The sequence below is a fragment of the Burkholderia sp. GW821-FHT14F03 genome, from assembly GCF_058803765.1.
On record NZ_JBXAPG010000002.1, the window covers coordinates 135,315 to 158,373 of the forward strand.

A 23,059-nucleotide genomic window follows, 5' to 3' on the forward strand; every position below is an offset into this window, starting at 1 on the left:
GGCGGCGTGACGAAACGACGGAGCGATAAAACGACAAGGCGACGCCGCGCCCGGACCACGGCGGCGGCGCGATCGCGAAGGAGACACACACGATGCAACACGACCCCATGACGCTCGCCGCCGAATCCGGCGCCCTGCCGCCGGCGCGTGCGGTCACGCGTCGGCGCGGCGCGGTGGCCGCCGCCGTGATCGGCAACTGGCTGGAGTTCTTCGACTTCACCGTCTACGGTTTCTTCGCCGTACTGATCGGCAAGCTGTATTTCCCCTCGGACGATGCGACGACGTCGTTGCTGCTGTCGGTCGCGACGTTTGCGGCGGGCTTCTTCACGCGGCCGCTCGGCAGCGTGATGCTGGGCGTGTACGCGGACCGCAGGGGCCGCAAGGCGGCCTTGAACCTGACCATCATGCTGATGGCGCTCGGCACCGGCATGATCGCGCTCGCGCCGACCTACGCGCAGATCGGCGTGCTCGCGCCGTTGATCATCGTGAGCGCGCGCCTGATCCAGGGCTTCTCGCAGGGAGGGGAGTTCGGCGCGGCGACGTCGACGCTGCTCGAGCAGGGTGGCGTGTCGCGGCGCGGCTTTCGCGCGAGCTGGCAGCTGGCGACGCAGGGCGGCGCGGCCCTGATGGGATCGGGCTTCGCCGCGCTGCTGTCGAACACGCTCACGAAGGACGCACTCGAAAGCTGGGGCTGGCGCATTCCGTTCCTGGTCGGCGTGCTGATCGCGCCGGTCGGCATGTACCTGCGCCGGCGGCTCGCCGACGACGCCCCGGGCGAGCATCACGGCGTCGGCGACGGCGTGCTGCGCGAGCTGTTCACGCGCCACGCGCGCACCGTGGTGCTGTTGACGCTGACGGTGATGGGCGGCACGGTGTCGACCTACATCCTGACCTTCTACATGCCGACCTACGCGATCCATACGCTGGGCCTGCCGATGAAACTGTCGATGTTCGTCGGCGTGGCGTCGGGCTGCGTGATGCTGGTCACGTGCCCGCTGTTCGGCTGGCTGTCGGACCGGATCGGCAGCCGCCGGCTGCCGATCTTCATCGGCCGCGGCGTGCTGGTCGCGCTGCTGTTTCCCGCGTTCATGCTGATGAATCACTATCCGTCGCTGTTCGTCGTGATGCCGCTGACCGCGCTGATGCTGCTGTTCTATTCGATGGGCTCGGCATCGGAATTCGCGCTGATGTGCGAGTCGTTCCCGCGCCGCGTGCGCGCGACCGGCATCTCGATCGCCTATGCCTTGAGCGTCACGTTGTTCGGCGGCACCGCGCAACTGGTCGCGACCTGGCTCGTGCGGATCACGGGCAGCAAGCTCGCGCCCGCGGGCTACGTCGCCGCATGCGTGGTGGCGTCGCTGGTGGCGGTCGGGATGCTGCGCGAGACGGCGGGCGAGACGCTCGACTGAGGCGGCGGCGCGCCGCGCGCGTTCAGTCGTCGCGCGGCGTGGGCCGGGTCGCGCCGCAGGCGCGCAGGATCATCCGCACGACTTCCTCGGTGGTCGCCTCGAACGCCCTGTCGGCCAGCGCGCGCTTGCCGGCCAGCGCCTGGATCTGCGCCTCGAAGTCCGCGTAGTGCTGGGTCGTCGCCCAGATCATGAACAGCAGCGTCTTCGGATCGACCGGCTCGAGCAGGCCGCGCGCGATCCAGTGCTCGATCAGCGCGACGCGGCTTTCCATCCAAGGCTTCACGCGCGCGTGCAGAATGTCCTGCATGTGGGTCGCGCCGCTGATGATCTCGTTGGCCCAGACCTTCGAGCCGAGCGGCCGGCGGCGCGACAGCGCCATCTTCGCGCGCACGTAGCCGCCGAGCGCCGTCACCGGATCGTCGCCGGCGTCGAAGGTGTTCGCGGCCTGGTGCCAGTCCTCGAAGAGATCGTCGAGCACGCGCCAGTAGAGCGCGAGCTTGGTCGGGAAGTAGTAGTGCAGGTTGGCTTTCGGCAGGCCCGCGCGTTCCGCGATCAGCGCGGTGCTCGCGCCCTCGAAGCCGCGTTCGGCGAACACGGCTTCCGCGCAGGCGAGCAGGTGCGCCTCGTTGAGTTCGCGGATGTGCGCCTTGCGGCGGCGCGCGGCGGCCGGCGCGGCCGCTGCCGCGGCGGGCGGGCGGGGGGACATCGTCGGATCGTCGTCTTGCATGAGGCTCGCGGAAAGAGTGGGACCGGGGCCGGTAACGGTATGGGTATTGTAGACGGCGCGTAGGCGACGGCGCGTAGGCGACGGCGCGCAGGCGGCGGGTGCATCCGGGATGGCGGACGGGCGGGTCGATTATTCGTTCACGCGGAACAGCGTGCGTCTGGATAGAATCGCCGTCTTTATTTCTATTTCCATCCCAACGCGAGGCCCCGCATGCTGACGATTCGACCCATGATCCACGAGGATTTCCCGGCGCTCTGGCCGATCTACCGATCGGTGGTGGAGTCACGGGAAACCTATGCGTACGACCCCGCGCTCACGCAAGAGGCGGCGTGCGCGCGCTGGATCGACACGCCGCTCTGTACCTGGGTCGCGGAACTCGACGGCGTGCTGGTCGGTTCGTACTTCCTGAAGGCCAACGCGGAAGGGCCGGGCGATCATGTCGCGAACTGCGGCTACATGGTCGACGAAGCGGTGCGCGGGCGCGGGATCGCGAGCCGCATGTGCGAGCACTCGCAGCAGATCGCGCGCGAGCGGGGCTTTCTCGCGATGCAGTTCAATTCGGTGGTCGAGAAGAACGAGGCCGCAGTCGCGCTGTGGCAGAAGATGGGCTTCGAGATCGTCGGCCGCGTGCCGCGCGCGTACCGGCATGCGCGCTTCGGGTTGGTCGATATCTTCGTGATGTACAAGTGGCTCGGCGATGCCGAGCCGGCGACGCGCGCGACCTGAGGGGCGCGCGCATCGCGGCGCGTCAGAGGGTGAAGCGGCCGTCGAACACGATGCGCTCATCGAGCGCCAACGTGCCGCTGGAGAAAATCAGGTCGAGGTGGTGGCTGCCTTGCGCGCCGCCGCCGAGGCCGAGGTGCAGGCCCGGGTGCCGCTCCTCGAAACCGGCATTGCGACCGTACAGGCCCTTGATGCCGAGGTTCGTGCCGATGCCGAACTCCTCGATTCGCCGATGATTCTCGTGCCGGTCGAGGTAGGCCGTGAAATCCTGCCGGAATCCCGCGTGTTCGGTGTCGAAGCCGACGACCCTGCTCGCTTCGACGTGCAGCACCGCGAGCCGCTCGGCCACCTTGTACTTCACCGCGAACGGAATGGTGCTCAGGAAGGTGCCGCTGAACACGATCGAGCCGTGCAGGTCGGTGACGTGCGTCGCGATTTCGCCGGGCACCACGTCGAGATTGCCCATGCCGTCCACGCTGGTCCATTTCTGGTCGGGCGCGAGCGAGCCCGTCAGCGTGTTGCCGGCCTCATCGATGAAGCGCACCTGCGAGGCCTGTGCGGCCGCATCGATCAGGCGGCGGTTGCGTGCGGCGATTTCGTCGAGCGACTCCGCGAACGCTTCGTCGAGATGCGGGCCGTAATCCTTGAACAACACCGATTTTTCCCAGTGCTCGACGAGCGCGGGCCGGATCGCGGCGAGGAACGGCGGGCCGTTCGGCGACGGCGTGGGCAGGCAGGACGAGTCGTACAGCAGCACGATCAGATCGGCGCGATCGAGTGCGGCGAGGGTGTCGGCGGGCGGGGTGCCGTCGAGGCTGACGGTGGCGGCGTCGAACGTGGCGGGCAGCGTCTCGAACGCGCGCAGCGCCGTGTCGCGATTGCGCTCGTCATAGCCGATCAGCAGCCGGCCCCGGTCGCCGCGCGCGAGCTTGTCGCGCAGCGCGGGGTGATGGCCGAGCGCGCGATGCAGATTCAGCATGCGGAAGTCTCCGGAAGCGGCGGAAGGAGCACGGCCCCTTCCGCCTGGTCGAACGGGTGGCTTAGACCGGCCACAGCGCGGTGCCGAACGGCACCACGGCGTCCTCGACCATCATGTCGACCGCTTGCGGATGGGTGTCTTCCTGCATCCAGTCGAGCAAGTCGATTTGCTGATTTTCCTGCATGTCTCTTCTCCTGGTGTTGTGAACCGGGTTATTCAACATGAATGCCTCAAGGGCACGCCTGCTTGGCATTTTTTCCAATGCCTTACAGGTGCTTTCGATATTACTTGGTGAATTTATTGAATGCAATCGGGGTGAGCGTTTTTATCTTTGAGTGCTAAACAAGCTGGAAATGAAGGGTTTTTTTGTGCATCGGGTGTGATGGATGCCGATGTTTAATAAGGATTTTCATGTATTTTCGGCTGTATGTCATGAAATGAATTGTGAGTCGGCGTGAATGGGTGAGATGGATTTATTATTAATAATTTGTTGAATTGTTTCGAATCGGGGCGTGCCGGGTCGTGGTGGTTTTCATGCGGCGTCGGCGCCTGGAATTCGATATCGATGGTTTCAGCACGAACGTGCGTGCTATCTCTCGCGCAGCGCCGCATCCGGATTTTTGACACGTTGTATTCGACATGTCGATACGCTATAACCTGACCAATCGGACAGGATTCAAGCAGCGGGCCGCCCTTGTTTCATAAGACAAATAACGATCAGGGCCGTGCGGGCGGCCGCGTTCCTCCGGGAACCATGCTTGCCGGTCCGATGCGGTAGGTCCCCGCCGCCGCCACGAGAAGCGCGTAGCAAACGCGCGCAGGAGAGATGCAGATGACTGTGATGACCGAAGTCGCACTGGCCGCATCGATCAAGGTGAATGGCCGGCGTCTGTGGGACAGCCTGATGGAGATGGCGAAGATCGGCGCGACCCCCAAGGGCGGCGTCTGCCGGCTTGCCCTCACCGATCTCGACAAGGCGGGGCGCGACCTGATCGTCGGCTGGGCGAAAGAGGCCGGCTGCACGGTGAGCGTCGACCGGATGGGCAACGTGTTCATGCGCCGGCGCGGCCGCGACGATGCGCTGCCGCCCGTGATGACCGGCTCGCACGCGGATTCGCAGCCGACGGGCGGCCGCTTCGACGGCATCTACGGCGTGCTCGGCGGCCTCGAAGTGATCCGCACGCTGAACGACCTCGGCATCGAGACCGCGCGCCCCATCGAAACCGTGATCTGGACCAACGAGGAAGGCTCGCGCTTCGCGCCCGCGATGGTCGCATCCGGCGTGTTCGCGGGCGTGTTCACGCTCGACTACGGGCTGTCGCGCCAGGATGTCGACGGCAGGACGATCGGCGAGGAACTGGCGCGGATCGGCTATGCGGGCGACCTGCCGTGCGGCGGCCGCGCGATCCACGCCGCGTTCGAGCTGCACATCGAGCAGGGGCCGATCCTCGAAGCCGAGTCGCGCACGATCGGCGTCGTGACCGACGCGCAGGGCCAGCGCTGGTACGAGGTGGTGCTGACCGGGCAGGAGGCGCATGCGGGCCCGACGCCGATGCCGCGCCGGCGCGACGCCTTGCTCGGCGCGTCGCGGGTCGTGCAGCTGGTCAACGAGATCGGCCTGCGCCACGCACCGCTTGCGTGCGCAACGGTCGGCATGATGCAGGTGCACCCCAATTCGCGCAACGTGATTCCGGGGCGCGTGTTCTTCACCGTGGACTTCCGCCATCCGCAGGACGACGTGCTGGCGCAGATGGACGCGGAGCTGCGCGCAGGCATTGCGCGGATCGCCGCCGAGGGGCGGCTCGATGCGCAGGTCGAGCAGATCTTCTACTACGCGCCGATCGCGTTCGATGCCGCCTGCGTGCGCTCGGTGCGCGCGGCGGCCGAGCGCTTCGGCTACGCGCATCGCGACATCGTGTCGGGCGCGGGCCATGACGCGTGCTATCTCGCGCAGGTCGCGCCGACGTCGATGGTGTTCGTGCCGTGCATCGACGGCATCAGTCACAACGAAGTCGAGGACGCGACGCCCGAGTGGATCGAGGCGGGCGCGAACGTGCTGCTGCACGCGATGCTGGAGCGCGCCGCCGAGCCGGGCTGAACCGCGCGGCGCGCGTCGGCGGAATTCCGAGCTTTTGCCGTGTCCTGCCCAGGCGGGCGGGACGCCGGACGCGTGCGTCCGGACACTACGATGACAACAGGAGTCCCCCATGTCCTGGAAAGCCACCGGCGATATCGCCCCGGGCCGTCTGTCGGCCACGCAACTCGCCTGCAATTTCGTGGACGTCGCGCCGCCGCTCGATGCGGCCGCCGCCCGCGTGGCCGCCGACCGCTGCCACTACTGCTACGACGCGCCGTGCATCGCGGCCTGTCCGACCGGCATCGACATTCCCGGCTTCATCCGCAAGATCGGCAACGGCAACCTGCGCGGCGCGGCGCACGACATCCTGGCCGCGAATCCGCTCGGCGGCATGTGCGCGCGCGTATGCCCGACCGAGATCCTGTGCGAGGGCGCTTGCGTGCGCAACGACCAGGACCATGAACCGGTGTCGATCGGAGCGCTGCAGCGGCACGCGACCGATTGGCAGATGGCGCGCGAGCAGGCGGGCGCCGCGCCCTTGTTCACGCGCGGGGCCGACACGGGACGCCGCGTCGCGGTGATCGGCGCGGGGCCGGCGGGGCTCGCCTGCGCGCATGAATTGGCGCGCGCCGGGCATCAGGTGACGATCTTCGATGCGCGCGCGAAGGCGGGCGGCCTCAACGAATACGGCATCGCCGCCTACAAGACGGTCGACGGTTTCGCCCAGCGCGAGATCGACTGGCTGTTGTCGATCGGCGGCATCGAATGGCGCGCCGGGCAGGCGCTCGGCCGCGACGTCACGCTCGGCGCGCTGCGCGGACAGTTCGACGCGGTGTTCCTTGGCCTCGGCCTGGCCGGCGTCAACGCGCTCGGCATCGAAGGCGAGCAGCTGGATGGCGTGCGCGACGCGGTCGAATTCATCGAGACCGTGCGGCAGGCCGACGATCTCGCGCGCCTGCCGGTCGGGCGCCGGGTGGTCGTGATCGGCGGCGGCAATACCGCGATCGATGCGGCGGTGCAAAGCCGCAAGCTCGGCGCGCTGTCGGTGACGATCGCGTACCGGCGCGGCGCCGAGCGCATGAGCGCGACCTGGGCCGAACGCGAATTCGCGCAGCAAAGCGGCGTCGTGCTGCTCGAATGGGCGCGGCCGGTGCGCATCGTCGGCGACGCGGGGCGCGCATGCGCCGTCGAGTTCGACGTGACCCGGGAAACCGATGCCGGCGGGCTCGACAGCACCGGCGAACGCATCCGCATCGAGGCGGACGTCGTGCTCAAGGCGATCGGCCAGCGCCCCGCGGCCGCGGAGCCGGCGCTCGCGCTCGACGGCGGCCGGATCGTGGTGGACGCCGACGGCGCGACCTCGATCGAGGGCGTCTGGGCGGGCGGCGATTGCACCAACCACCGGGCCGTCGACCTGACCGTGCAGGCGGTGCAGGACGGCAAGCGCGCGGCGCAGGCGATCGATCGCCGGCTTCGCGCCTGACGCGCACGCACCGCTCGCGTTCCGACATTTTCCAGGATCCAGGAGGTCCGTCATGGCCGATCTGCGCTGCACGATTGCCGGTATCCATTCCCCGAATCCGTTCTGGCTCGCGTCCGCGCCGCCGACCGACAAGGCCTACAACGTCAATCGCGCATTCGAGGCAGGTTGGGGCGGGGTCGTGTGGAAGACGCTCGGCCTCGATCCGCACGTGGTCAACGTGAGTTCGCGTTACGGCGCGACCTCGTTCAACGGCCAGCGGATCGCCGGGCTCAACAACATCGAGCTGATCACCGACCGGCCGCTGGAGGTGAACCTGAAGGAGATCGCGCAGATCAAGCGGGACTGGCCCGACCGCGCGCTGATCGTCTCGCTGATGGTGCCGTGCAACGAGCAGGACTGGAAATCGATTCTGCCGCGCGTCGAGGATACGGGCGCCGATGCGGTCGAGCTGAACTTCGGCTGCCCGCACGGGATGAGCGAGCGCGGCATGGGCGCGGCGGTCGGCCAGGTGCCCGAGTACGTGGAGATGGTCACGCGCTGGGTCAAGGAAGGCAGCCGCCTGCCGTGTCTCGTCAAGCTCACGCCGAACATCAGCGACATCCGGGTCAGCGCGCGCGCCGCGCGGGCGGGCGGCGCGGACGGCGTGTCGCTGATCAACACGATCAACTCGATCGTCGCGGTCGATCTCGACCAGATGGCGCCGTGCCCGACCGTCGACGGCAAGGGCACGCACGGCGGCTACTGCGGGCCGGCCGTGAAGCCGATCGCGCTCAACATGGTGGCCGAGATCGCGCGCGACCCCTTGACCGCGAACCTGCCGATCTCGGGCATCGGCGGCATTTCGAACTGGCGCGACGCGGCCGAGTTCATCGTGCTGGGCGCCGGTTCGGTTCAGGTCTGCACCGCCGCGATGCATTACGGCTTCCGGATCGTCGACGACATGATCGACGGCCTGTCGAACTGGATGGACGAGAAGGGCTATGCGTCGCTCGACGCGATCCGCGGCCGCGCGGTGCCGAACGTCACCGACTGGCAGTACCTGAACCTGCAATACGACATCAAGGCGCGCATCGATCAGGCGCGCTGCATCCAGTGCGGGCTGTGCCACATCGCATGCGAGGACACCTCGCACCAGGCGATCACGGCGACGCGCGACGGCAAGCGGCACTTCGAGGTGATCGATGCGAACTGCGTCGGGTGCAATTTGTGCTTGCATGTTTGTCCGGTCGATTCGTGCATCACGATGGAGCGGGTCGACCACGGCGCGTATTCCAACTGGACGACGCATCCGAACAATCCGGCGCGCGCGGCCTAGCGGCCGTCCGGCCCGCCCGGCAGGGAGCGGCACATGAGCATTCCGGCGATTTCCGACGAACGTCCCGCGCCGAGCGCGGCGGGCGGCCTCTTCAACGACGACCTCGCGCCGACGGGCGTCGCGCAGCGCACCTGGCGCTGGCACCATTTCGCGGCGCTGTGGGTCGGGATGGTGATGAACATCGCCTCGTACATGCTCGCGGCGGGACTCACCGACCAGGGCATGTCGCCGGTGCAGGCGGTGCTGACCGTGCTGCTCGGCAACCTGATCGTGCTGGCGCCGATGATCCTGATCGGCCACGCGGGCGCGAAGTACGGCATTCCCTATGCCGTGCTGGTGCGCACTTCGTTCGGCACGCAGGGCGCGAAGCTGCCGGCGCTGTTGCGCGCGGTGGTCGCGTGCGGCTGGTACGGGATCCAGACCTGGCTCGGCGGCAGCGCGATCTACACGCTGCTCAACATCCTGACCGGCAATGCGCTGCACGGCCCCGCGCTGCCGCTGCTCGGCATTACGGCCGGCCAGCTTGCGTGCTTCCTCGGCTTCTGGGCGCTGCAGCTCTATTTCGTGATCCGTGGCACCGAGTCGATCCGCTGGCTCGAAAGCTGGTCCGCGCCGATCAAGATCGTGATGTGCGCGGTGCTGGTCGCATGGGCGTGCTCGAAGGCGGGCGGCGTCGGATCGATGCTCGCGCAACCGTCGCGGTTCGTCGCGGGCGGCCGCAAGGCCGGCCAGTTCTGGGCGACCTTCTGGCCCGGCCTGACCGCGATGGTGGGCTTCTGGGCCACGCTCGCGCTCAACATCCCCGATTTCACGCGCTTCGCGCGCTCGCAGCGCGACCAGATGATCGGCCAGAGCCTCGGGCTGCCGATCCCGATGGCGCTGCTGTCGGTGGTCTCGGTGGTCGTGACCTCGGCGACCGTGGTGATCTACGGCAAGGCGATCTGGGATCCGATCGATCTCGCGAGCCGCATGGAGGGCATCGGCGTCGGTATCGCGCTCGTGATCCTCACGCTCGACACCATGTGCTGCAATCTCGCCGCCAACCTGGTCGGGCCGGCCTATGACTTTTCGAGCCTGTGGCCGCGCGCGGTGTCGTACCGCACGGGCGGGCTCATCACGGCCGGCCTCGCGGTCGCGATGATGCCGTGGAAGATCCTCGCGACCACGGAAGGCTACATCTTCACCTGGTTGATCGGCTATTCGGCGCTGCTCGGCCCGGTCGCCGGCATCATGGTGGTCGACTATTTCGCGATCCGGCGCACCCGGATCGACGTCGCGCAGCTGTTCGAGCCGCGCGGCGCGTATGCGTACGCGGGCGGTTGGAACCTCGCGGCGGTCGCGGCGCTCGTGCTCGGCGTGCTGCCCAACCTGCCCGGCTTTTTGCACGAGGCGTTTCCCGGCGCGTTTCCGGGCGTGCCGGCGCTGTTCCGGCATCTGTACACCTATGCGTGGTTCGTCGGGCTCGCGATCGCGGCGGCCGTCTACGGCGTGCTGATGCTGGCCGCCGGCTGCCGCGCGCGCGAGGCGGGCAACCCGTTCCACCAGGAGACATCATGACGATATTGATTCGAGGCGGCACGGTCGTCGACGCGAACCAGAGCTACCGCGCGGACGTGCTGTGCGCCGCGCGCGCGGACGGCGGCACGATCCTCGCGGTCGGGCCCGGGCTCGACGCGCCGGCGGGCGCGACCATCGTGGATGCGGGCGGCCAGTACGTGATGCCGGGCGGGATCGATCCGCACACGCACATGGAGCTGCCGTTCATGGGCACCACCGCGAGCGACGATTTCTATACCGGCACGGCGGCCGGCCTCGCGGGCGGCACGACGTCGATCATCGATTTCGTGATTCCGAACCCGAAGCAGCCGCTGATGGATGCGTTCCGCGAATGGCGCGGCTGGGCGGAGAAGGCGGCGGCCGACTACGGCTTCCACGTCGCCGTGACCTGGTGGGACGAATCGGTGCACCGCGACATGGGCACGCTCGTGCACGAGCATGGCGTGTCGAGCTTCAAGCACTTCATGGCGTACAAGAACGCGATCATGGCGGACGACGAGATTCTCGTGAACAGCTTCGCGCGCGCGTTCGAGCTGGGCGCGCTGCCGACCGTGCACGCGGAGAACGGCGAGCTCGTGTTCCAGCTGCAGCGGGCCTTGCTCGCGCGCGGCATCACGGGGCCGGACGCCCATCCGTTGTCGCGTCCGCCGGCGGTCGAGGGCGAGGCGGCGAACCGCGCGATCCGGATCGCGCAGGTGCTCGGCGTGCCGGTGTACATCGTGCACGTGTCGGCCAAGGAGGCGCTGGAGGCGATCGTGCGCGCGCGCGCGGAAGGCCAGCGCGTGTTCGGCGAGGTGCTGGCCGGGCATCTCGTGATCGACGAAGCGGTGTACCGCGATCCGGACTGGAACCGCGCGGCCGCGCACGTGATGAGCCCGCCGTTCCGCACGCAGGAGCATCGCGATGCGCTGTGGCGCGGCTTGCAGTCGGGCAACCTGCATACGACCGCGACCGATCATTGCGTATTCTGCGCGTCGCAGAAGGCGATGGGTCGCGACGATTTCAGTCGGATTCCGAACGGGTGCGGCGGCGTGGAGGACCGGATGGCGATTCTGTGGGATCAGGGCGTGAACACCGGGCGGCTCACGCCGAACGAGTTCGTGCGCGTGACCTCGACGCATGCGGCGCAGATTTTCAACCTGTATCCGCGCAAGGGCGTGGTGGCGGTCGGCGCGGATGCCGATCTCGTTGTCTGGGATCCGCAGGCGACGCGCACGATCTCGGTGAAGACGCATCACCAGAAGGTCGATTTCAATGTGTTCGAGGGCATGACGGTGCGCGGCGTCCCGTCGCATACGGTGTCGCAGGGCGAGCTGGCTTGGGCGAACGGCGAACTGCGCGCGCAGCGCGGCGTGGGGCGCTATCTGGAGCGGCCGGCGAACCCCGGGTATTTTGATGCGCTGCGCACGCAGCAGCGTTTGCATCAGGTCGAGCCGGTGCGGCGCGAGGGCGACGCGGCGTAGCGCCTTCGGTCTTTCGGCGGGTGCCGCGCCGGGTATCCTGCGTCGGGCGCGGCGCTCGGACGGCGTGCACTGGGCCGGGATGCTCGCGCGATGCGGATCGGATCGGCGGCCGTGCTCCGGGGAGTCGGCTCCCGTCTGCCGCATCGCGCTCGCGAAGGGATGCGCGACCGCTTGCGCGGCTCACGAGCCCGAATAGATGTTGCAGAAGCTGGCCGGCCCGACGCAGGCCGGCGAGCCGGACGGCGACGTTTGAAGCTTGCCGCGTCCGCTTTCGCTCATGCCCGTCATGGCGGCGCCCATGCCGCCGCCGTTCTGCTGCTTGTACCAGGCCGCCTGGCTTGCCAGGCTCGGCGAGACGTCGGGATACGACGCGTCGGTCACGAAATTCAGGCCGTTGTGCTGCGCCTCGATCAGTTCCTGGCGCACCTGCGCCCGGGTCACTTCCTGCGCCGATGCGCAGACGGCAAGGCTTGCGCCGGCAACGAGCATCGTGGATGCGATGAGGTTTCGCGTGTTCATTTCGGACTCCAGTTTAATTTGAAGGCGTGATGATCCGGTTGGCGTTGGGCAAGACACCCGGCGGCGCACCTTCGGATCGGCCGGGCCGCGAGGCTGAACGCCGGTCCGGCTGTTTCCTTTTCATCACCTGACTCAATGCGAGGCGGGAAGACGATGGACTGTTGCCGTCATCTGTCGCGCTCTCATGACGTAATACTCGGCCCGGGGAGTGTTTATTCCAGTGGCGGCGTTGCGTTGTCGTTCGTCGCGCGATGGCGTGACGGAAGCCCGGCATACGCGACCCATGAATCTTGTGCGCGCGATGCGCCGGACGATGTTTGGCAGCGCGACAGGGTATTGAGCATGGGTGGATTGGGACGCGATACCGGCGGGTAAGCTCAGTCTCGATCCGAATGCCCCGTGGTTCGTCGATGCCGCCGCGCCTGCCTTGTTCCGCGTGCCGGAAGAGCGCATCGTGCTGATCAAGCCGGCGCATCGCGACGCACGACGTATCACGGCGACCAAGCTTCGCCGTCGGCGCTGCGGTGCGCGGGTTTGGGCGTGAGGATCGTGGATTGCTGACGCAAAGGTCGACAGTCAGACGCTGCCGACAGGCATGAACTGGGCGCCCGTATTTGGAAAGCGGTCTTGCCGCACGCTTGCCACGTGCGCGGCGTGACGTTTCCGCCCGACGTCGTCGATCTGTCCGTTACGGCTTTGACGGAGTGCCGCAGCGGCGCTGAATGCCCATCAAGGCCGGCGCGTGCATGCGGATCATGCGATGACGACCGGCGACGCTGGACGCAGCGCAGCGAGCCGCGGCATGAAGTCATGCGTCGCGCGGTTTGCAGGAAATCTGAAGCTCGCGTCGGCCCGCGACCGAAGGCCACCGGCGAGTCGACGCCGAGCCATTGAACTTGTGATTTCCCACTCGCCGCCCGATCGCGCCGATCCAGGCGGGGCTGCCCACGGATCAAATACCCATGCGCCCTGCCACGCCGTCGCGATCGACGAACTTGTGCTTCAACGCGGCGCCGATATGCGCGACCAGCAACAGCGCGAGCGTCAGCACCAAGGCGCGATGCAGCGTGTCGGTCAGCAGGCGCAGCGGTTCGTCGCGGCCGATGAAGACGGGCAGATTCACCAACCCGAAGAAGCTGACCGGATGCGCGCCCGCCAGGCGGTGCACGTAGCCTGCGAGCGGTACGAGGAACAGCAGCACGTACAGGATGCCGTGCAAGGTGCCCGCCGCCCGCGCCTGCCAGGTCGGCACGCTGGAAGGCAGGGCCGGCGGGGTATGCGTGAAGCGCCACACCAGGCGGGGGATCGTCAGCATGAAGATCAGGCTGCCGATCGACGCGTGATAGAACAGGATGCCGTTGAATTGAGGCGAGTTGTGCGGGAAGGTATCCATGTAGAGCCCGATCATCAGGTTCAACAGGATCAGGAGCGCGATGGACCAGTGCATGACGACGGAAAAGCGCGTGTAGGCGGCATTGCTGGCGGGGGACATGGGCGACCTCGCTTTCAAGAATGGTGAAATGGACGGAACCTCGCGCGCCGGGTCGATGGACATGGCAAACGGCGTGGCGGCACCCTGTCAAACCGCTCCTCGGCCGAATTTATTCCCATCATTTTCATTGCGGCGCGCCCGTCGGAAGCGCATCGCGGGACCGGCGCTTCCAGGCCGGCCGTGATCCCCGCCGCGGTCGATTTCCTGTCCTCCTGCCGATTTCCCCATCAAGCGCGCCGCGCACGTCGCGACAGGCGAGGCGAATGCCCGGCCGGCCCAACGCGCGAGCGGGAATAAAACACGCAGCCCGGCGGTTATCCATACGTCAGGCACGGTCGACGATCGCGCAACTATCCGGGTCGAACATGAACGAACAGACTGCTGTCGGGCGCTTTGAAACCTTGGTGATGCCCCATATGAATTCCGCATACAGCGTGGCCAGATGGCTGACGCACAACGATCAGGACGCGCAGGACGTCGTCCAGGAGGCGTACGTCCGGGCGTTCCGGTTCATTGCCGGCTTTCAGGGCGGCGACGCCCGGCCCTGGCTGCTCGCCATCGTCCGCAACGTGTTCTACACGTGGTACCAGCAGAACAAGCGCCGTGAGGCCGATTCGCAGGCGTTCGAGGAAGACGAATACCTGCCGGAGTCGGACGACGACGGCAACGACAATCCCGAGGTGCTCATGATGCGCAATCAGGACCGTCAGCAGGTCATCGCGGCGCTCGGCATGCTCAGCCTCGAATACCGGGAGATCATCGTGCTTCGTGAGATCGAGGAACTGTCCTATAAGGAGATCGCCGCGATCGTCGGCATTCCGATGGGCACGGTCATGTCGCGTCTGGGACGCGGGCGTCAGCGGCTTGCCGCGATCCTGGCAAAAATGGGACAGGTGGCATGATGAACCACGAGAATACATTCGCGTTGCTCCCGGGATACGTCGACAACGAACTCACGCTCAGTGAGACGGTCGAGTTCGAGCGCCATCTGGCCGGGTGTGCCGAGTGTCGGCGCGCGCTCGAGGCACAGCGGCAGGTGGGCGTGCTCCTGAAGGCGTCCGACCTGCGGTTCGCCGCGCCCGAGGCATTGCGCGCGCGCATCGAGGCCGAACTGTGTCCGCGCCGGTCCCTTGCCCATCGTTTCGGGGCATGGCTGCGGGCGTGGAAGCAAAAGAGGCGATCGAACTGGATGCCGGTCGGGGCGCTCGCCGTCAGCGCGGCGGCGCTCGTGTGGAGCGGGACGCTTTACCTGGCCGCGCCGCCGGCCGACGTTCAACTGAGCCAGGAACTCGTCGACAGCCACGTGCGCTCGCTGCAACCCGATCGGCTGATCGACGTGATCTCCACGGATCGGCATACCGTGAAGCCCTGGTTCAACGGCAAGATCGATTTCGCTCCGCCGGTGCTCGACTTTGCGCAGGCGGGGTATCCGCTGATCGGCGGGCGTCTCGACTATGTCGACGGCCGGACCGTGGCGGTGATGGTCTATCGCTACAAGCTTCATCCCATCAACCTGTACGTGTGGCCGGGGCATGCGGCCGGAAAGAATCCCGCGATTCAGGAGCGGCAGGGCTACCACATCGCGCACTGGAGCGACGGGCGCATGAATTACTGGGTGGTGACGGATGCCGGCGCGGACGAGCTCGACGGGTTCATCAAGAACCTGAGGGCGCATACGGAATCGTAGCCGGGCGGCCGGCGCCGGCTTTCCACGGCAGCCCGTCGTCGAGGACCGGCGTGCCGGGATCGGACGCATGACGCCATCGGCGGCGCTGCGCCGATGGCTTGCCTGTCTCGGCATCGTCGCGCGGTCGGTCGCTACGCGTGCGCCGTCAGATACCCGCGCAACGCATCCGACATGTCGACTGCCTGGAGAAAGCGCGCGCGCAGGCCGGGCAGGTCGCCGGCGGCGGGCGGCCGGCCGCGGTCGTAGTCCTCCACGGCCTTGACGAGATCCGGATCGGCGCTGCGATAGAAGATCTGCAGCGCCTCCACCTCGTACATCTCCTCGACGCCCTGGCCCTCGATGCCCTTGCCCGGCGGCGGCAGGCCGAACAGCAGGCGCAGGAACGGGAACGAGACCTCGTCGGGATCGATGTGCTGCAGCTTGTTCTCGTCGCACAGCGTCTTGATCTCGGCCGCGAGCGCCTCGCTCATCATCGCGCAGGCGTCGAGCCTGCCCAGCCCGATCTCGCCGAAGTTCTTCCGCGCATCGGCCACCGACCGGCCGAGCGCCGCGCGACAGGCGGCGACCCTGCGCCAGTCGTCGGGAAACCGGCTGCCGTACCTGGCCAGCCACAACGCGCAGGCGGCCGCGATCTGCGGCGTACTGGCCGAGGTGCCGCCGCCGTCGAGACCCCAGCCGTACTGCGTCTCGATGCGCATCCACGGCACGTTCGGCGTGTACGCGCCGACCGCCTTCGCCATGACCGCGTCGGGGCCCCAGCAGCCCTGCATCACGCCGAGCTGGTCGCGCTTGTACGGGCCGTCGTCATACGTCACGCCCGTCGCCGTGACCACGCGGTAGAACGCGGCCGGATAGACCGTGTAGTGCGTGGCGATGTCGGTGACCACGGCCCAGTAGCTGTCGCCCGCCGCCGCGACCACGACGACGCCCGCCTCGTACAGCGCATTGACCGCATACGCCCAGGACTTCAGCGGCAGGCCGCCCTGGCTCAGGCTGATCACGTCGCAGCGCCGGCCGTCGCCCGGGTCCAGCGCATAGTCGAGGCCGCGCGCCATCGTGTTGCCGTACAGATAGACGACCGAGCCCAGCACGCCGGCGATCCTGACCGGGACGATCTCGGCCTCGGGCGCGCCGCCGATGAAGCCTTCGTAGACCTGCCCGTGCGGCGTCGCCTCGGTCTTGCCGTCCAGGCTGACCTTGTTGCCCGCGAGCAGGGCCAGCGTGGCCGTGCCGTGTCCCGCGTTCGGTCCGTCGTCCGGGTCCACCGTGTCTTGGTTGTCCTCGACGAAGTTGTAGCCGAGGTCGGGCCGCATGCATCGCGGCGCGGAATACTGCCCGGGCCACCAGCCGATGTCGAGGTGCGCGATGCGCACGCCGCCGCCCCGGGTGACGGCCCATGCCTGCGGGAAGCCCGCGCGCGACAGGTGCCAGCCCGGCGAGAACGCGGTGTCCGCGGCCGGCGGATAGGCGCTGTTGAGCGGCGCGGAGGGTGGAAAGGGCGGTGCGGTCGTGGGCGCGGCGTCGAGGGTCGGCGCATCGGGGGCGGTGCGCACGAAGTTGCGCCGGTGTGCGCTGTTCGGCTCCACGTAGACATCGAGCGCGGCCGCGCCGCGCGCGATCGAGGCGGCCTGGCGATGGGCGCGGTCCCAGGGATGGCGGTCCTCGACCTGGTCTGGTTGAAACACGAGCCAGTCGGTGAGGCTGGCGGACAACCGCGCACTGGCGTGCGTGAAGAGCGGCTCGACCGCGCCGGCGCCGAGGCCGGCGAGGATCTGCGTCTGCAGGGTGGGGGTTTGCCGCAAGGTTTGCGTATAGGAACGGGGCAAGCGGATCAGCAGCTTGGTTTCATTGGTATCGGGCATGGTGGTCTCCTCCGGCGCGGGGCCGGGTTGCCTTGATCGGTCGCTGACGACGATTCCGGATGCAACGGGAGCGTGTGATGCGGGATGCCTGAAGCGGCCACCCGTCGGCGCGCGAAGCCGCGCGCCGACGGGTGGCTTAATAAGGATTAGATGACCGAAGCGGAGATTGCAAGGGCAGCGGGACGGGCCGCGCGGGGCGGGCCTTGCGCCCGCTCCCGCCCGCGCGCTCAGCCGCGTCGCGCGACCATCTCCGAGACCGTTTGCGCGGCCTCCAGCAGCGGTTCGAGAAATCCCTTCACCATCTGCCTGGCCGAGTGCCGCTGCGCGTTGCCGCTGATGTTCATCGCGGCGATCACCTGGCCGCGCCGGTTGCGGATCGGCGCCGACAGCGAGATCAGCCCCGCCTCCAGTTCCTGGTCGACGATCGCCCAGCCCTGCCGGCGCACCAGCGCGATCGCTTCCTTGAGCGCGACGGGATCGGTCAGCGTGCGCGGCGTGTGCGCGTGCAGCGCGCTCCGCGCGAGCGTCGCGTCGAGTTCCGCGTCGTCGAGCGTGGCGAGCAGCACCCGGCCCATCGACGTGCAGTACGCGGGCAGCCGGCTGCCGATCGACAGATTGATCGCCATGATCTGGCGGGTCGGCATGCGCAGCACGTAGACGATCTCGGTGTGATCGAGCACCGCCGCCGAGCAGCTTTCGTGCACCTGCGCCGAAAGCTGCTCCATCACCGGCTCGGCGAGGTTCCAGAACGGCATCGAGGTGAGGTAGGCAAAGCCGAGATCGAGGATGCGCGGCGTGAGCCGGAACAGCCGGCCGTCGGCCTCGACGTAGCCGAGGGTCTGCAGCGTCAGCAGGATGCGGCGCGCCCCCGCGCGCGTGAGGCCCGTCGCGGCGGCGACTTCGGTCAGCGTCTGCTCGGGATGCTCGGCGTTGAACGCGCGGATCACCGAAAGGCCGCGCGCGAACGACTGCACGTAGGAGTCGCCGGGCTTCGCCTGAAGGTCTTCTGTAGTCATGGCCTGTTGAAATTTCGCGCAGCCGTGAAGATAGCGCAACGCACGGGGCGCGCCAACCCATCGCTCGTTTCCGCCGCTTGACGCGTGCCGGCGCGCTCCCTATGATCGGCAAATCGTTCGATAGTCGATCTTGTGTTCGAATATAGAACAAATTCGATGCGCGGGTCGGATACGGCGCGCGTCCGGCCCACTTTCCGGAGTTCTCCATGACCGATGCTTTCCTCTGTGATGCCATCCGCACGCCGATCGGCCGCTACGGCGGCGCGCTGTCCTCCGTCCGCGCGGACGATCTCGGCGCCGTGCCGCTGCGCGCGCTGGCCGAGCGCAACCGCGAGGTCGACTGGGCGGCGCTCGACGACGTGATCTTCGGCTGTGCCAACCAGGCGGGCGAGGACAATCGCAACGTCGCGCGGATGTCGCTGCTGCTGGCCGGCTGGCCGGTGGACGTGCCGGGCGCGACGGTCAACCGGCTGTGCGGGTCCGGGATGGACGCGATCGGCATCGCCGCGCGCGCGATCAAGGCGGGCGAGGCCGGGCTGATGGTGGCGGGCGGCGTCGAGAGCATGAGCCGCGCGCCGTTCGTGATGGGCAAGGCGACCAGCGCGTTCGCGCGCCAGGCCGAGATCCACGACACGACGATCGGCTGGCGCTTCGTCAATCCGCTGATGAAACAGCTGCACGGCGTCGATGCGATGCCGGAGACCGCCGAGAACGTCGCGGACGACTACCGCGTGAGCCGCGAGGATCAGGACCGCTTCGCGCTGCGCAGCCAGCAGAAGGCCGCGCGCGCGCAGCAGGACGGCACGCTCGCGCAGGAGATCGCCGCGGTCGCGATTCCGCAGAAGAAGGGCGAGCCGCTGGCGGTGGCGCGCGACGAGCATCCGCGCGAGACCTCGCTCGATGCGCTCGCGAAACTGAAGGGCGTGGTGCGGCCGGACGGCACGGTGACGGCGGGCAACGCGTCCGGCGTGAACGACGGCGCGGCCGCGCTGCTGCTCGCGAGCGAAGACGCCGCGCGGCGTCACGGGCTCACGCCGCGCGCGCGCGTGCTCGGCATCGCGACGGCGGGCGTCGCGCCGCGCGTGATGGGCATCGGCCCCGCGCCCGCGACGCAGAAGCTGCTCGCGCGGCTCGGCATGACGCTCGACCAGTTCGACGTGATCGAGCTGAACGAGGCCTTCGCGTCGCAGGGCCTGGCCGTGCTGCGGCTGCTCGGCGTCGCCGACGACGATCCGCGCGTCAACCCGAACGGCGGCGCGATCGCGCTCGGCCATCCGCTCGGCGCGTCGGGCGCGCGCCTCGTGACCACAGCGATGTACGAGCTGGCGCGCAAGCGCGGCCGCTACGCGCTGTGCACGATGTGCATCGGGGTCGGGCAGGGCATCGCGATCGCGATCGAGCGCGTCTAGCGCGTCTAGCGCGTTCAGCGCGTTCAGCGCGTTCAGCGCGTTCAGCGCGTTCAGCGCGTTCAGCGCGTTCAGCGCGTTCAGCGCGGGGGGCTTCGCCCCCCGCGCCTGCCTCAGGCCGTCGGGCCTTCGAGGTGGATGTCCTCGGGCTCCAGCGCGAACAGCGCGGGGTCGGGCGCGTCGCTGACCACGCAGCCCATCCGCAGGTAGAAATCGATGGTGCGTTGCGACGGCGTCGCCGACACGTACAGCCGCGCGGCGCCCATCCGGCGCGCCTGCGCCTGCGCGGCGCGATACAGCCGTTCGCCGAGCCCGTGGCCGCGCCAGTCGTGGCTCACGTGCAGGAACGCCAGTTGCAGCATGTCGCCGCGCGCGCCCAGCGGGCGGCTGTCGACGAGCGTCGCGGCCACGAGCCGCGCGCCGTCGAACAGGCCGAGGCCCCAGCCGCCGCGATCGAGGCAGTCGACGAGGAGCGGCGTGTAGTGCTCGGCCTCGCCATCGGGCCAGCCGCGCACGTCGTAGAACTCGGGCGCGAGCCGCAGCGCGCCTTCGCGCAGCGCGTACATGTGCTCGATGATCTCGCTGCGATCGATGGTCCACACGAGCGGGATGTCGTCGCGGGCGAGCGGCCGCTCGACGAGCCGGGCGTGAGCGCGCGTCATGGCCGGTGCGCGGCGATGCCGTACATCAGCGGCAGGCTCGGCATGCGCGCGGGCGGCGCCATCCGCCGGCCTTCCAGTTCGCGCATGCCCTCGAAGCCTTTCCAGCCGTTCGCATACGGATACTCGTTCAGGCAGTCGACCACGAGCCCCGCCGCCGTGAGCGCGTTCACCACCTCGCCGAGCCCCCACATGAATTCGTAGCTCGGGTGCGGATTCACGAAATCCTCGATGCCCGGGTGAGAGGCGTGGAGCCCGATGCCCGATTCGGCGACGTAGTCGCCCACCCCGTTCGGTTCATGGTTCGGCTCGCGCTGGAAATAGTCGTAGTGCGCTCGCCACTGCGCATCGAAGTACAGCGCGAACGGATGAAACTCGACGATCGCGAAGCGGCCGCCCGGCGCGAGCAGGCCCGCGACGCCGCGCGCCCAGGCGCGCAGGTCGGACAGCCAGCAGAGCGCGCCGTACGACGCGAACACCCGCTCGTAGCGCTCGCCGCGCGCGGCCGCCTCGGGCATCCAGGCGAGCACGTCCGCGCGCTCGAAGCGCGCGGGCAGCCCGCTGTCGGCCGACAGGCGGCGCGCGAAATCGATCGCCGTGTCGGAGATGTCGACGCCCGTCACCTGCGCGCCGAGCCGGACGAGGCTCAACGAATCCTGCCCCGCGTTGCATTGCAGATGCAGCAGTCGCGTGCCGGCCAGTTCCCCGAGCAATTCGCGCTCCTCGGGGAACAGGGTGGAGCCGCCCGCACGGAAGAACGCCGCCTGATCGCCCTTGTGACTGTTGTGCGCGACCGTCGCCGCATTCCACGATAGCCGGTTGGATTCATGAAATGTCGAAAGCATGGATTTTTCGATTAAAACGAAAAGAAGAAATCGTTTGCGTCGCCATTTGAAATCAATATCGCGCCAGACGCAAGCGGGACAAGCATTTGATCGACATCACAATAACCGGGAAAGAGAAGTTTTTTTGTCATGAAAGGGTAATGTTTTGGGTTCGCCGGCCGTCAGTAAAGAGGGATGCCCGGTTTAAAACGATGGCTTTTTGGAATTCGACAAAGGTAGGGGCATCCACGCGACAAGCGGGCAACAGACCCGCCTTTTGGAGCCAATAATGCGCAATAACCAACCCGTTACCCAACAGGAATACGATTTTCCCGACGAGCTGACGCTGATGTCGACGACCGACACCGACAGCATCGTCACCTACGCGAACACCGCGTTCGCGCAGGTCAGCGGCTTCTCGACCGAGGAACTGGTCGGCCAGCCGCACAACGTGGTGCGTCATCCGGACATGCCGCGCGAGGCGTTCGCCGACATGTGGGCGACGCTGAAGGGCGGCGAGCCGTGGACCGCGCTCGTCAAGAACCGCCGCAAGAGCGGCGACCACTACTGGGTGCGCGCGAACGCGATCCCGGTGATGCGCGACGGCCGGCCGGAAGGCTATATGTCGGTGCGCACCAAGGCGTCGCGCGACGAGATCGCCGCCGCCGAGGCGCTGTACAAGGCATTCCGCACCGGCAAGACCGGCTGGCGCGCGTTTCACAAGGGGCTGGTTGTCCGCACCGGGCTGCTGCGCTGCCTGTCGTGGTCGCGCACGGCGCCGGTGCGCGCGCGGCTGCACGCGCCGTTCGTCGCGCTGGTGCCGGTCGTGACCGGCGCGGCGTGGACGCTCGGGCTTTCCGACGCGCCACTGGCGGCATTGGCCGGCGTCACGGCCGGCGCGGCCGGGCTCGCGGCCTGGTGGCTCGACGCGCAGATCGCCCAGCCGCTGCGCGCGGTGCGCGACCAGGCGCTGCGGGTCGCGTCCGGCGAAAGCCGCGACGCGGTGCGGATGGACCGCGTCGACGAGATCGGCATGACGCTGCGCACGATCAGCCAGCTGGGCCTGATGTTCCGCTGGCTCGTCGACGACGTGAGCGAACAGGTCCACAACGTGCAGCGCGCGAGCAACGAGATCGCGCAGGGCAACAACGACCTGAGCGCGCGCACCGAGCAGGCGGCGACGAGCGTGCAGCAGACCGCGGCGTCGATGGCGCAGATGACGGCCACGGTCGAGAGCAATGCGGATACCGCGGTGCAGGCGGACCAGCTGTCGCGCTCGGCGAGCGGCGCGGCGGAACGCGGCGGGCAGGCGGTGCACGAGGTGGTGAGCACGATGAACGACATCAGCGAAAGCTCGCGGCGCATCTCGGACATCATCGGCGTGATCGACGGCATCGCGTTCCAGACCAACATCCTGGCCTTGAACGCGGCGGTCGAGGCGGCGCGCGCGGGCGAGCAGGGGCGCGGCTTCGCGGTGGTCGCGGGCGAGGTGCGCGCGCTCGCGCAGCGCAGCGCGAACGCGGCGAAGGAGATCAAGTCGCTGATCAGCACGAGCGTCGACCGGGTCACGTCGGGCGCGCGGCTCGTCGACGACGCGGGGCGCACGATGGACGACATCGTCAACCAGGTCAAGCGCGTGTCGGACCTGATCGCCGAGATCAGCACCGCGACGGCGGAGCAGAGCAAGGGGGTGTCGCAGGTCGATCAGGCGGTGGTGCATCTCGATTCGATCACGCAGCAGAATGCGGCGCTCGTGGAGCAAAGCGCGGCGGCGTCGGACAACCTGCGGCAGCAGGCGACGCGGCTCGTGGAGGCGGTGGGGGTGTTCCGCTGAGGCGGGAGGCCGCGCGCGCCGGACGCG

Annotated in this window: 21 protein-coding genes; 12 read left to right on the forward strand and 9 right to left on the reverse strand. The window is 68.2% G+C overall.

What is annotated here, in order from left to right; translation table 11 throughout:
- Positions 1-92 precede the first annotated feature (92 nt).
- Positions 93-1,409, forward strand: a complete 1,317-nt coding sequence (locus AC1RQF_RS02145; RefSeq protein WP_273997412.1) for an MFS transporter — start codon at positions 93-95, stop codon at positions 1,407-1,409.
- A 22-nt stretch (positions 1,410-1,431) separates the two neighbouring features.
- On the opposite strand, the gene AC1RQF_RS02150 is transcribed toward AC1RQF_RS02145, so the two are convergent.
- Positions 1,432-2,136, reverse strand: coding sequence for a TetR/AcrR family transcriptional regulator (locus tag AC1RQF_RS02150; protein WP_492871199.1), 705 nt, complete (start codon positions 2,134-2,136; stop codon positions 1,432-1,434).
- Positions 2,137-2,346: 210 nt separating this feature from the next.
- On the opposite strand from AC1RQF_RS02150, the gene AC1RQF_RS02155 reads away from it, so the two are divergent.
- Positions 2,347-2,862 carry a GNAT family N-acetyltransferase gene (locus tag AC1RQF_RS02155; RefSeq protein WP_492871200.1) on the forward strand — a complete coding sequence of 172 codons (516 nt, stop codon included), beginning with the start codon at positions 2,347-2,349 and terminating at the stop codon, positions 2,860-2,862.
- Between the two features lie 22 nt (positions 2,863-2,884).
- Here the strand turns inward: AC1RQF_RS02155 and AC1RQF_RS02160 are convergent, their stop codons facing one another.
- Entirely contained in the window at positions 2,885-3,838 is a 954-nt protein-coding gene (locus AC1RQF_RS02160) for a CgnE/CgnB domain-containing protein (RefSeq protein ID WP_273997415.1), read from the reverse strand.
- A 61-nt stretch (positions 3,839-3,899) separates the two neighbouring features.
- Positions 3,900-4,022, reverse strand: a complete 123-nt coding sequence (locus tag AC1RQF_RS02165; protein WP_059573278.1) for a hypothetical protein — start codon at positions 4,020-4,022, stop codon at positions 3,900-3,902.
- Positions 4,023-4,670: 648 nt separating this feature from the next.
- On the opposite strand from AC1RQF_RS02165, the gene AC1RQF_RS02170 reads away from it, so the two are divergent.
- From AC1RQF_RS02170 to hydA, 5 genes are all read left to right on the forward strand, one after another.
- The gene (locus tag AC1RQF_RS02170; protein WP_273997417.1) at positions 4,671-5,936 is read left to right on the forward strand and encodes a Zn-dependent hydrolase; all 1,266 of its coding nucleotides are present in this window, start codon (positions 4,671-4,673) and stop codon (positions 5,934-5,936) included.
- Positions 5,937-6,045: 109 nt separating this feature from the next.
- Positions 6,046-7,398, forward strand: a complete 1,353-nt coding sequence (locus AC1RQF_RS02175) for an NAD(P)-dependent oxidoreductase (protein ID WP_492871202.1) — start codon at positions 6,046-6,048, stop codon at positions 7,396-7,398.
- A gap of 52 nt (positions 7,399-7,450) precedes the next feature.
- Positions 7,451-8,713 carry an NAD-dependent dihydropyrimidine dehydrogenase subunit PreA gene (preA, locus tag AC1RQF_RS02180; RefSeq protein ID WP_492871203.1) on the forward strand — a complete coding sequence of 421 codons (1,263 nt, stop codon included), beginning with the start codon at positions 7,451-7,453 and terminating at the stop codon, positions 8,711-8,713.
- 33 nt (positions 8,714-8,746) lie between these two features.
- A complete protein-coding gene (locus AC1RQF_RS02185) occupies positions 8,747-10,270 on the forward strand; it encodes an NCS1 family nucleobase:cation symporter-1 (protein WP_492871204.1) in 1,524 nt (507 codons plus the stop codon).
- Positions 10,267-11,733, forward strand: a complete 1,467-nt coding sequence (gene hydA / locus AC1RQF_RS02190) for a dihydropyrimidinase (protein WP_492871205.1) — start codon at positions 10,267-10,269, stop codon at positions 11,731-11,733. The genes AC1RQF_RS02185 and hydA overlap by 4 nt, the downstream gene beginning before the upstream one ends.
- Positions 11,734-11,913: 180 nt before the next feature.
- On the opposite strand, the gene AC1RQF_RS02195 is transcribed toward hydA, so the two are convergent.
- Positions 11,914-12,252 carry a DUF4148 domain-containing protein gene (locus AC1RQF_RS02195; RefSeq protein WP_273997424.1) on the reverse strand — a complete coding sequence of 113 codons (339 nt, stop codon included), beginning with the start codon at positions 12,250-12,252 and terminating at the stop codon, positions 11,914-11,916.
- Positions 12,253-12,598: 346 nt separating this feature from the next.
- Here AC1RQF_RS02195 and AC1RQF_RS02200 point away from each other — a divergent pair, with 346 nt between their 5' ends.
- Positions 12,599-12,796 (forward strand): hypothetical protein, encoded by a 198-nt coding sequence (locus AC1RQF_RS02200; protein ID WP_492871206.1) that lies wholly within the window; start codon positions 12,599-12,601, stop codon positions 12,794-12,796.
- A gap of 408 nt (positions 12,797-13,204) precedes the next feature.
- Here AC1RQF_RS02200 and AC1RQF_RS02205 read toward each other — a convergent pair whose 3' ends face one another.
- The gene (locus tag AC1RQF_RS02205; RefSeq protein ID WP_492871208.1) at positions 13,205-13,744 is read right to left on the reverse strand and encodes a cytochrome b; all 540 of its coding nucleotides are present in this window, start codon (positions 13,742-13,744) and stop codon (positions 13,205-13,207) included.
- A gap of 365 nt (positions 13,745-14,109) precedes the next feature.
- Between AC1RQF_RS02205 and AC1RQF_RS02210 the strand changes: the two genes are divergently transcribed.
- Together AC1RQF_RS02210 and AC1RQF_RS02215 are read left to right on the forward strand one after the other, a co-directional pair.
- A complete protein-coding gene (locus tag AC1RQF_RS02210; protein ID WP_273997426.1) occupies positions 14,110-14,646 on the forward strand; it encodes a sigma-70 family RNA polymerase sigma factor in 537 nt (178 codons plus the stop codon).
- Positions 14,646-15,431 carry an anti-sigma factor family protein gene (locus AC1RQF_RS02215; RefSeq protein ID WP_492871209.1) on the forward strand — a complete coding sequence of 262 codons (786 nt, stop codon included), beginning with the start codon at positions 14,646-14,648 and terminating at the stop codon, positions 15,429-15,431. Before AC1RQF_RS02210 ends, AC1RQF_RS02215 begins: the two co-directional genes overlap by 1 nt.
- A gap of 131 nt (positions 15,432-15,562) precedes the next feature.
- Here AC1RQF_RS02215 and AC1RQF_RS02220 read toward each other — a convergent pair whose 3' ends face one another.
- Together AC1RQF_RS02220 and AC1RQF_RS02225 are read right to left on the reverse strand one after the other, a co-directional pair.
- Positions 15,563-17,293, reverse strand: coding sequence for a S8/S53 family peptidase (locus AC1RQF_RS02220; RefSeq protein WP_492871210.1), 1,731 nt, complete (start codon positions 17,291-17,293; stop codon positions 15,563-15,565).
- A gap of 227 nt (positions 17,294-17,520) precedes the next feature.
- A complete protein-coding gene (locus AC1RQF_RS02225) occupies positions 17,521-18,309 on the reverse strand; it encodes an IclR family transcriptional regulator (RefSeq protein WP_273997429.1) in 789 nt (262 codons plus the stop codon).
- Between the two features lie 206 nt (positions 18,310-18,515).
- Between AC1RQF_RS02225 and pcaF the strand changes: the two genes are divergently transcribed.
- A complete protein-coding gene (gene pcaF / locus AC1RQF_RS02230) occupies positions 18,516-19,718 on the forward strand; it encodes a 3-oxoadipyl-CoA thiolase (protein WP_492871211.1) in 1,203 nt (400 codons plus the stop codon).
- Positions 19,719-19,828: 110 nt separating this feature from the next.
- Here the strand turns inward: pcaF and AC1RQF_RS02235 are convergent, their stop codons facing one another.
- The gene (locus AC1RQF_RS02235) at positions 19,829-20,377 is read right to left on the reverse strand and encodes a GNAT family N-acetyltransferase (protein ID WP_273997431.1); all 549 of its coding nucleotides are present in this window, start codon (positions 20,375-20,377) and stop codon (positions 19,829-19,831) included.
- On the reverse strand, positions 20,374-21,219 hold the full coding sequence (locus AC1RQF_RS02240; RefSeq protein WP_273997432.1) for a class I SAM-dependent methyltransferase: 846 nt from the start codon (positions 21,217-21,219) through the stop codon (positions 20,374-20,376). Before AC1RQF_RS02240 ends, AC1RQF_RS02235 begins: the two co-directional genes overlap by 4 nt.
- 268 nt (positions 21,220-21,487) lie before the next feature.
- Here AC1RQF_RS02240 and AC1RQF_RS02245 point away from each other — a divergent pair, with 268 nt between their 5' ends.
- Entirely contained in the window at positions 21,488-23,032 is a 1,545-nt protein-coding gene (locus AC1RQF_RS02245; protein ID WP_492871212.1) for a methyl-accepting chemotaxis protein, read from the forward strand.
- The last annotated feature ends 27 nt before the right edge of the window (positions 23,033-23,059 follow it).

Coding starts and splice junctions, on each gene's coding strand:
- AC1RQF_RS02145 (WP_273997412.1), top strand. CDS start 93: ATGCAACACGACCCCATGACGCTCGCCGCCGAATCCGGCGCCCTGCCG.
- AC1RQF_RS02150 (WP_492871199.1), bottom strand. CDS start 2,136: ATGCAAGACGACGATCCGACGATGTCCCCCCGCCCGCCCGCCGCGGCA.
- AC1RQF_RS02155 (WP_492871200.1), top strand. CDS start 2,347: ATGCTGACGATTCGACCCATGATCCACGAGGATTTCCCGGCGCTCTGG.
- AC1RQF_RS02160 (WP_273997415.1), bottom strand. CDS start 3,838: ATGCTGAATCTGCATCGCGCGCTCGGCCATCACCCCGCGCTGCGCGAC.
- AC1RQF_RS02165 (WP_059573278.1), bottom strand. CDS start 4,022: ATGCAGGAAAATCAGCAAATCGACTTGCTCGACTGGATGCAGGAAGAC.
- AC1RQF_RS02170 (WP_273997417.1), top strand. CDS start 4,671: ATGACTGTGATGACCGAAGTCGCACTGGCCGCATCGATCAAGGTGAAT.
- AC1RQF_RS02175 (WP_492871202.1), top strand. CDS start 6,046: ATGTCCTGGAAAGCCACCGGCGATATCGCCCCGGGCCGTCTGTCGGCC.
- preA (WP_492871203.1), top strand. CDS start 7,451: ATGGCCGATCTGCGCTGCACGATTGCCGGTATCCATTCCCCGAATCCG.
- AC1RQF_RS02185 (WP_492871204.1), top strand. CDS start 8,747: ATGAGCATTCCGGCGATTTCCGACGAACGTCCCGCGCCGAGCGCGGCG.
- hydA (WP_492871205.1), top strand. CDS start 10,267: ATGACGATATTGATTCGAGGCGGCACGGTCGTCGACGCGAACCAGAGC.
- AC1RQF_RS02195 (WP_273997424.1), bottom strand. CDS start 12,252: ATGAACACGCGAAACCTCATCGCATCCACGATGCTCGTTGCCGGCGCA.
- AC1RQF_RS02205 (WP_492871208.1), bottom strand. CDS start 13,744: ATGTCCCCCGCCAGCAATGCCGCCTACACGCGCTTTTCCGTCGTCATG.
- AC1RQF_RS02210 (WP_273997426.1), top strand. CDS start 14,110: ATGAACGAACAGACTGCTGTCGGGCGCTTTGAAACCTTGGTGATGCCC.
- AC1RQF_RS02215 (WP_492871209.1), top strand. CDS start 14,646: ATGAACCACGAGAATACATTCGCGTTGCTCCCGGGATACGTCGACAAC.
- AC1RQF_RS02220 (WP_492871210.1), bottom strand. CDS start 17,293: ATGCCCGATACCAATGAAACCAAGCTGCTGATCCGCTTGCCCCGTTCC.
- AC1RQF_RS02225 (WP_273997429.1), bottom strand. CDS start 18,309: ATGACTACAGAAGACCTTCAGGCGAAGCCCGGCGACTCCTACGTGCAG.
- pcaF (WP_492871211.1), top strand. CDS start 18,516: ATGACCGATGCTTTCCTCTGTGATGCCATCCGCACGCCGATCGGCCGC.
- AC1RQF_RS02235 (WP_273997431.1), bottom strand. CDS start 20,377: ATGACGCGCGCTCACGCCCGGCTCGTCGAGCGGCCGCTCGCCCGCGAC.
- AC1RQF_RS02240 (WP_273997432.1), bottom strand. CDS start 21,219: ATGCTTTCGACATTTCATGAATCCAACCGGCTATCGTGGAATGCGGCG.
- AC1RQF_RS02245 (WP_492871212.1), top strand. CDS start 21,488: ATGCGCAATAACCAACCCGTTACCCAACAGGAATACGATTTTCCCGAC.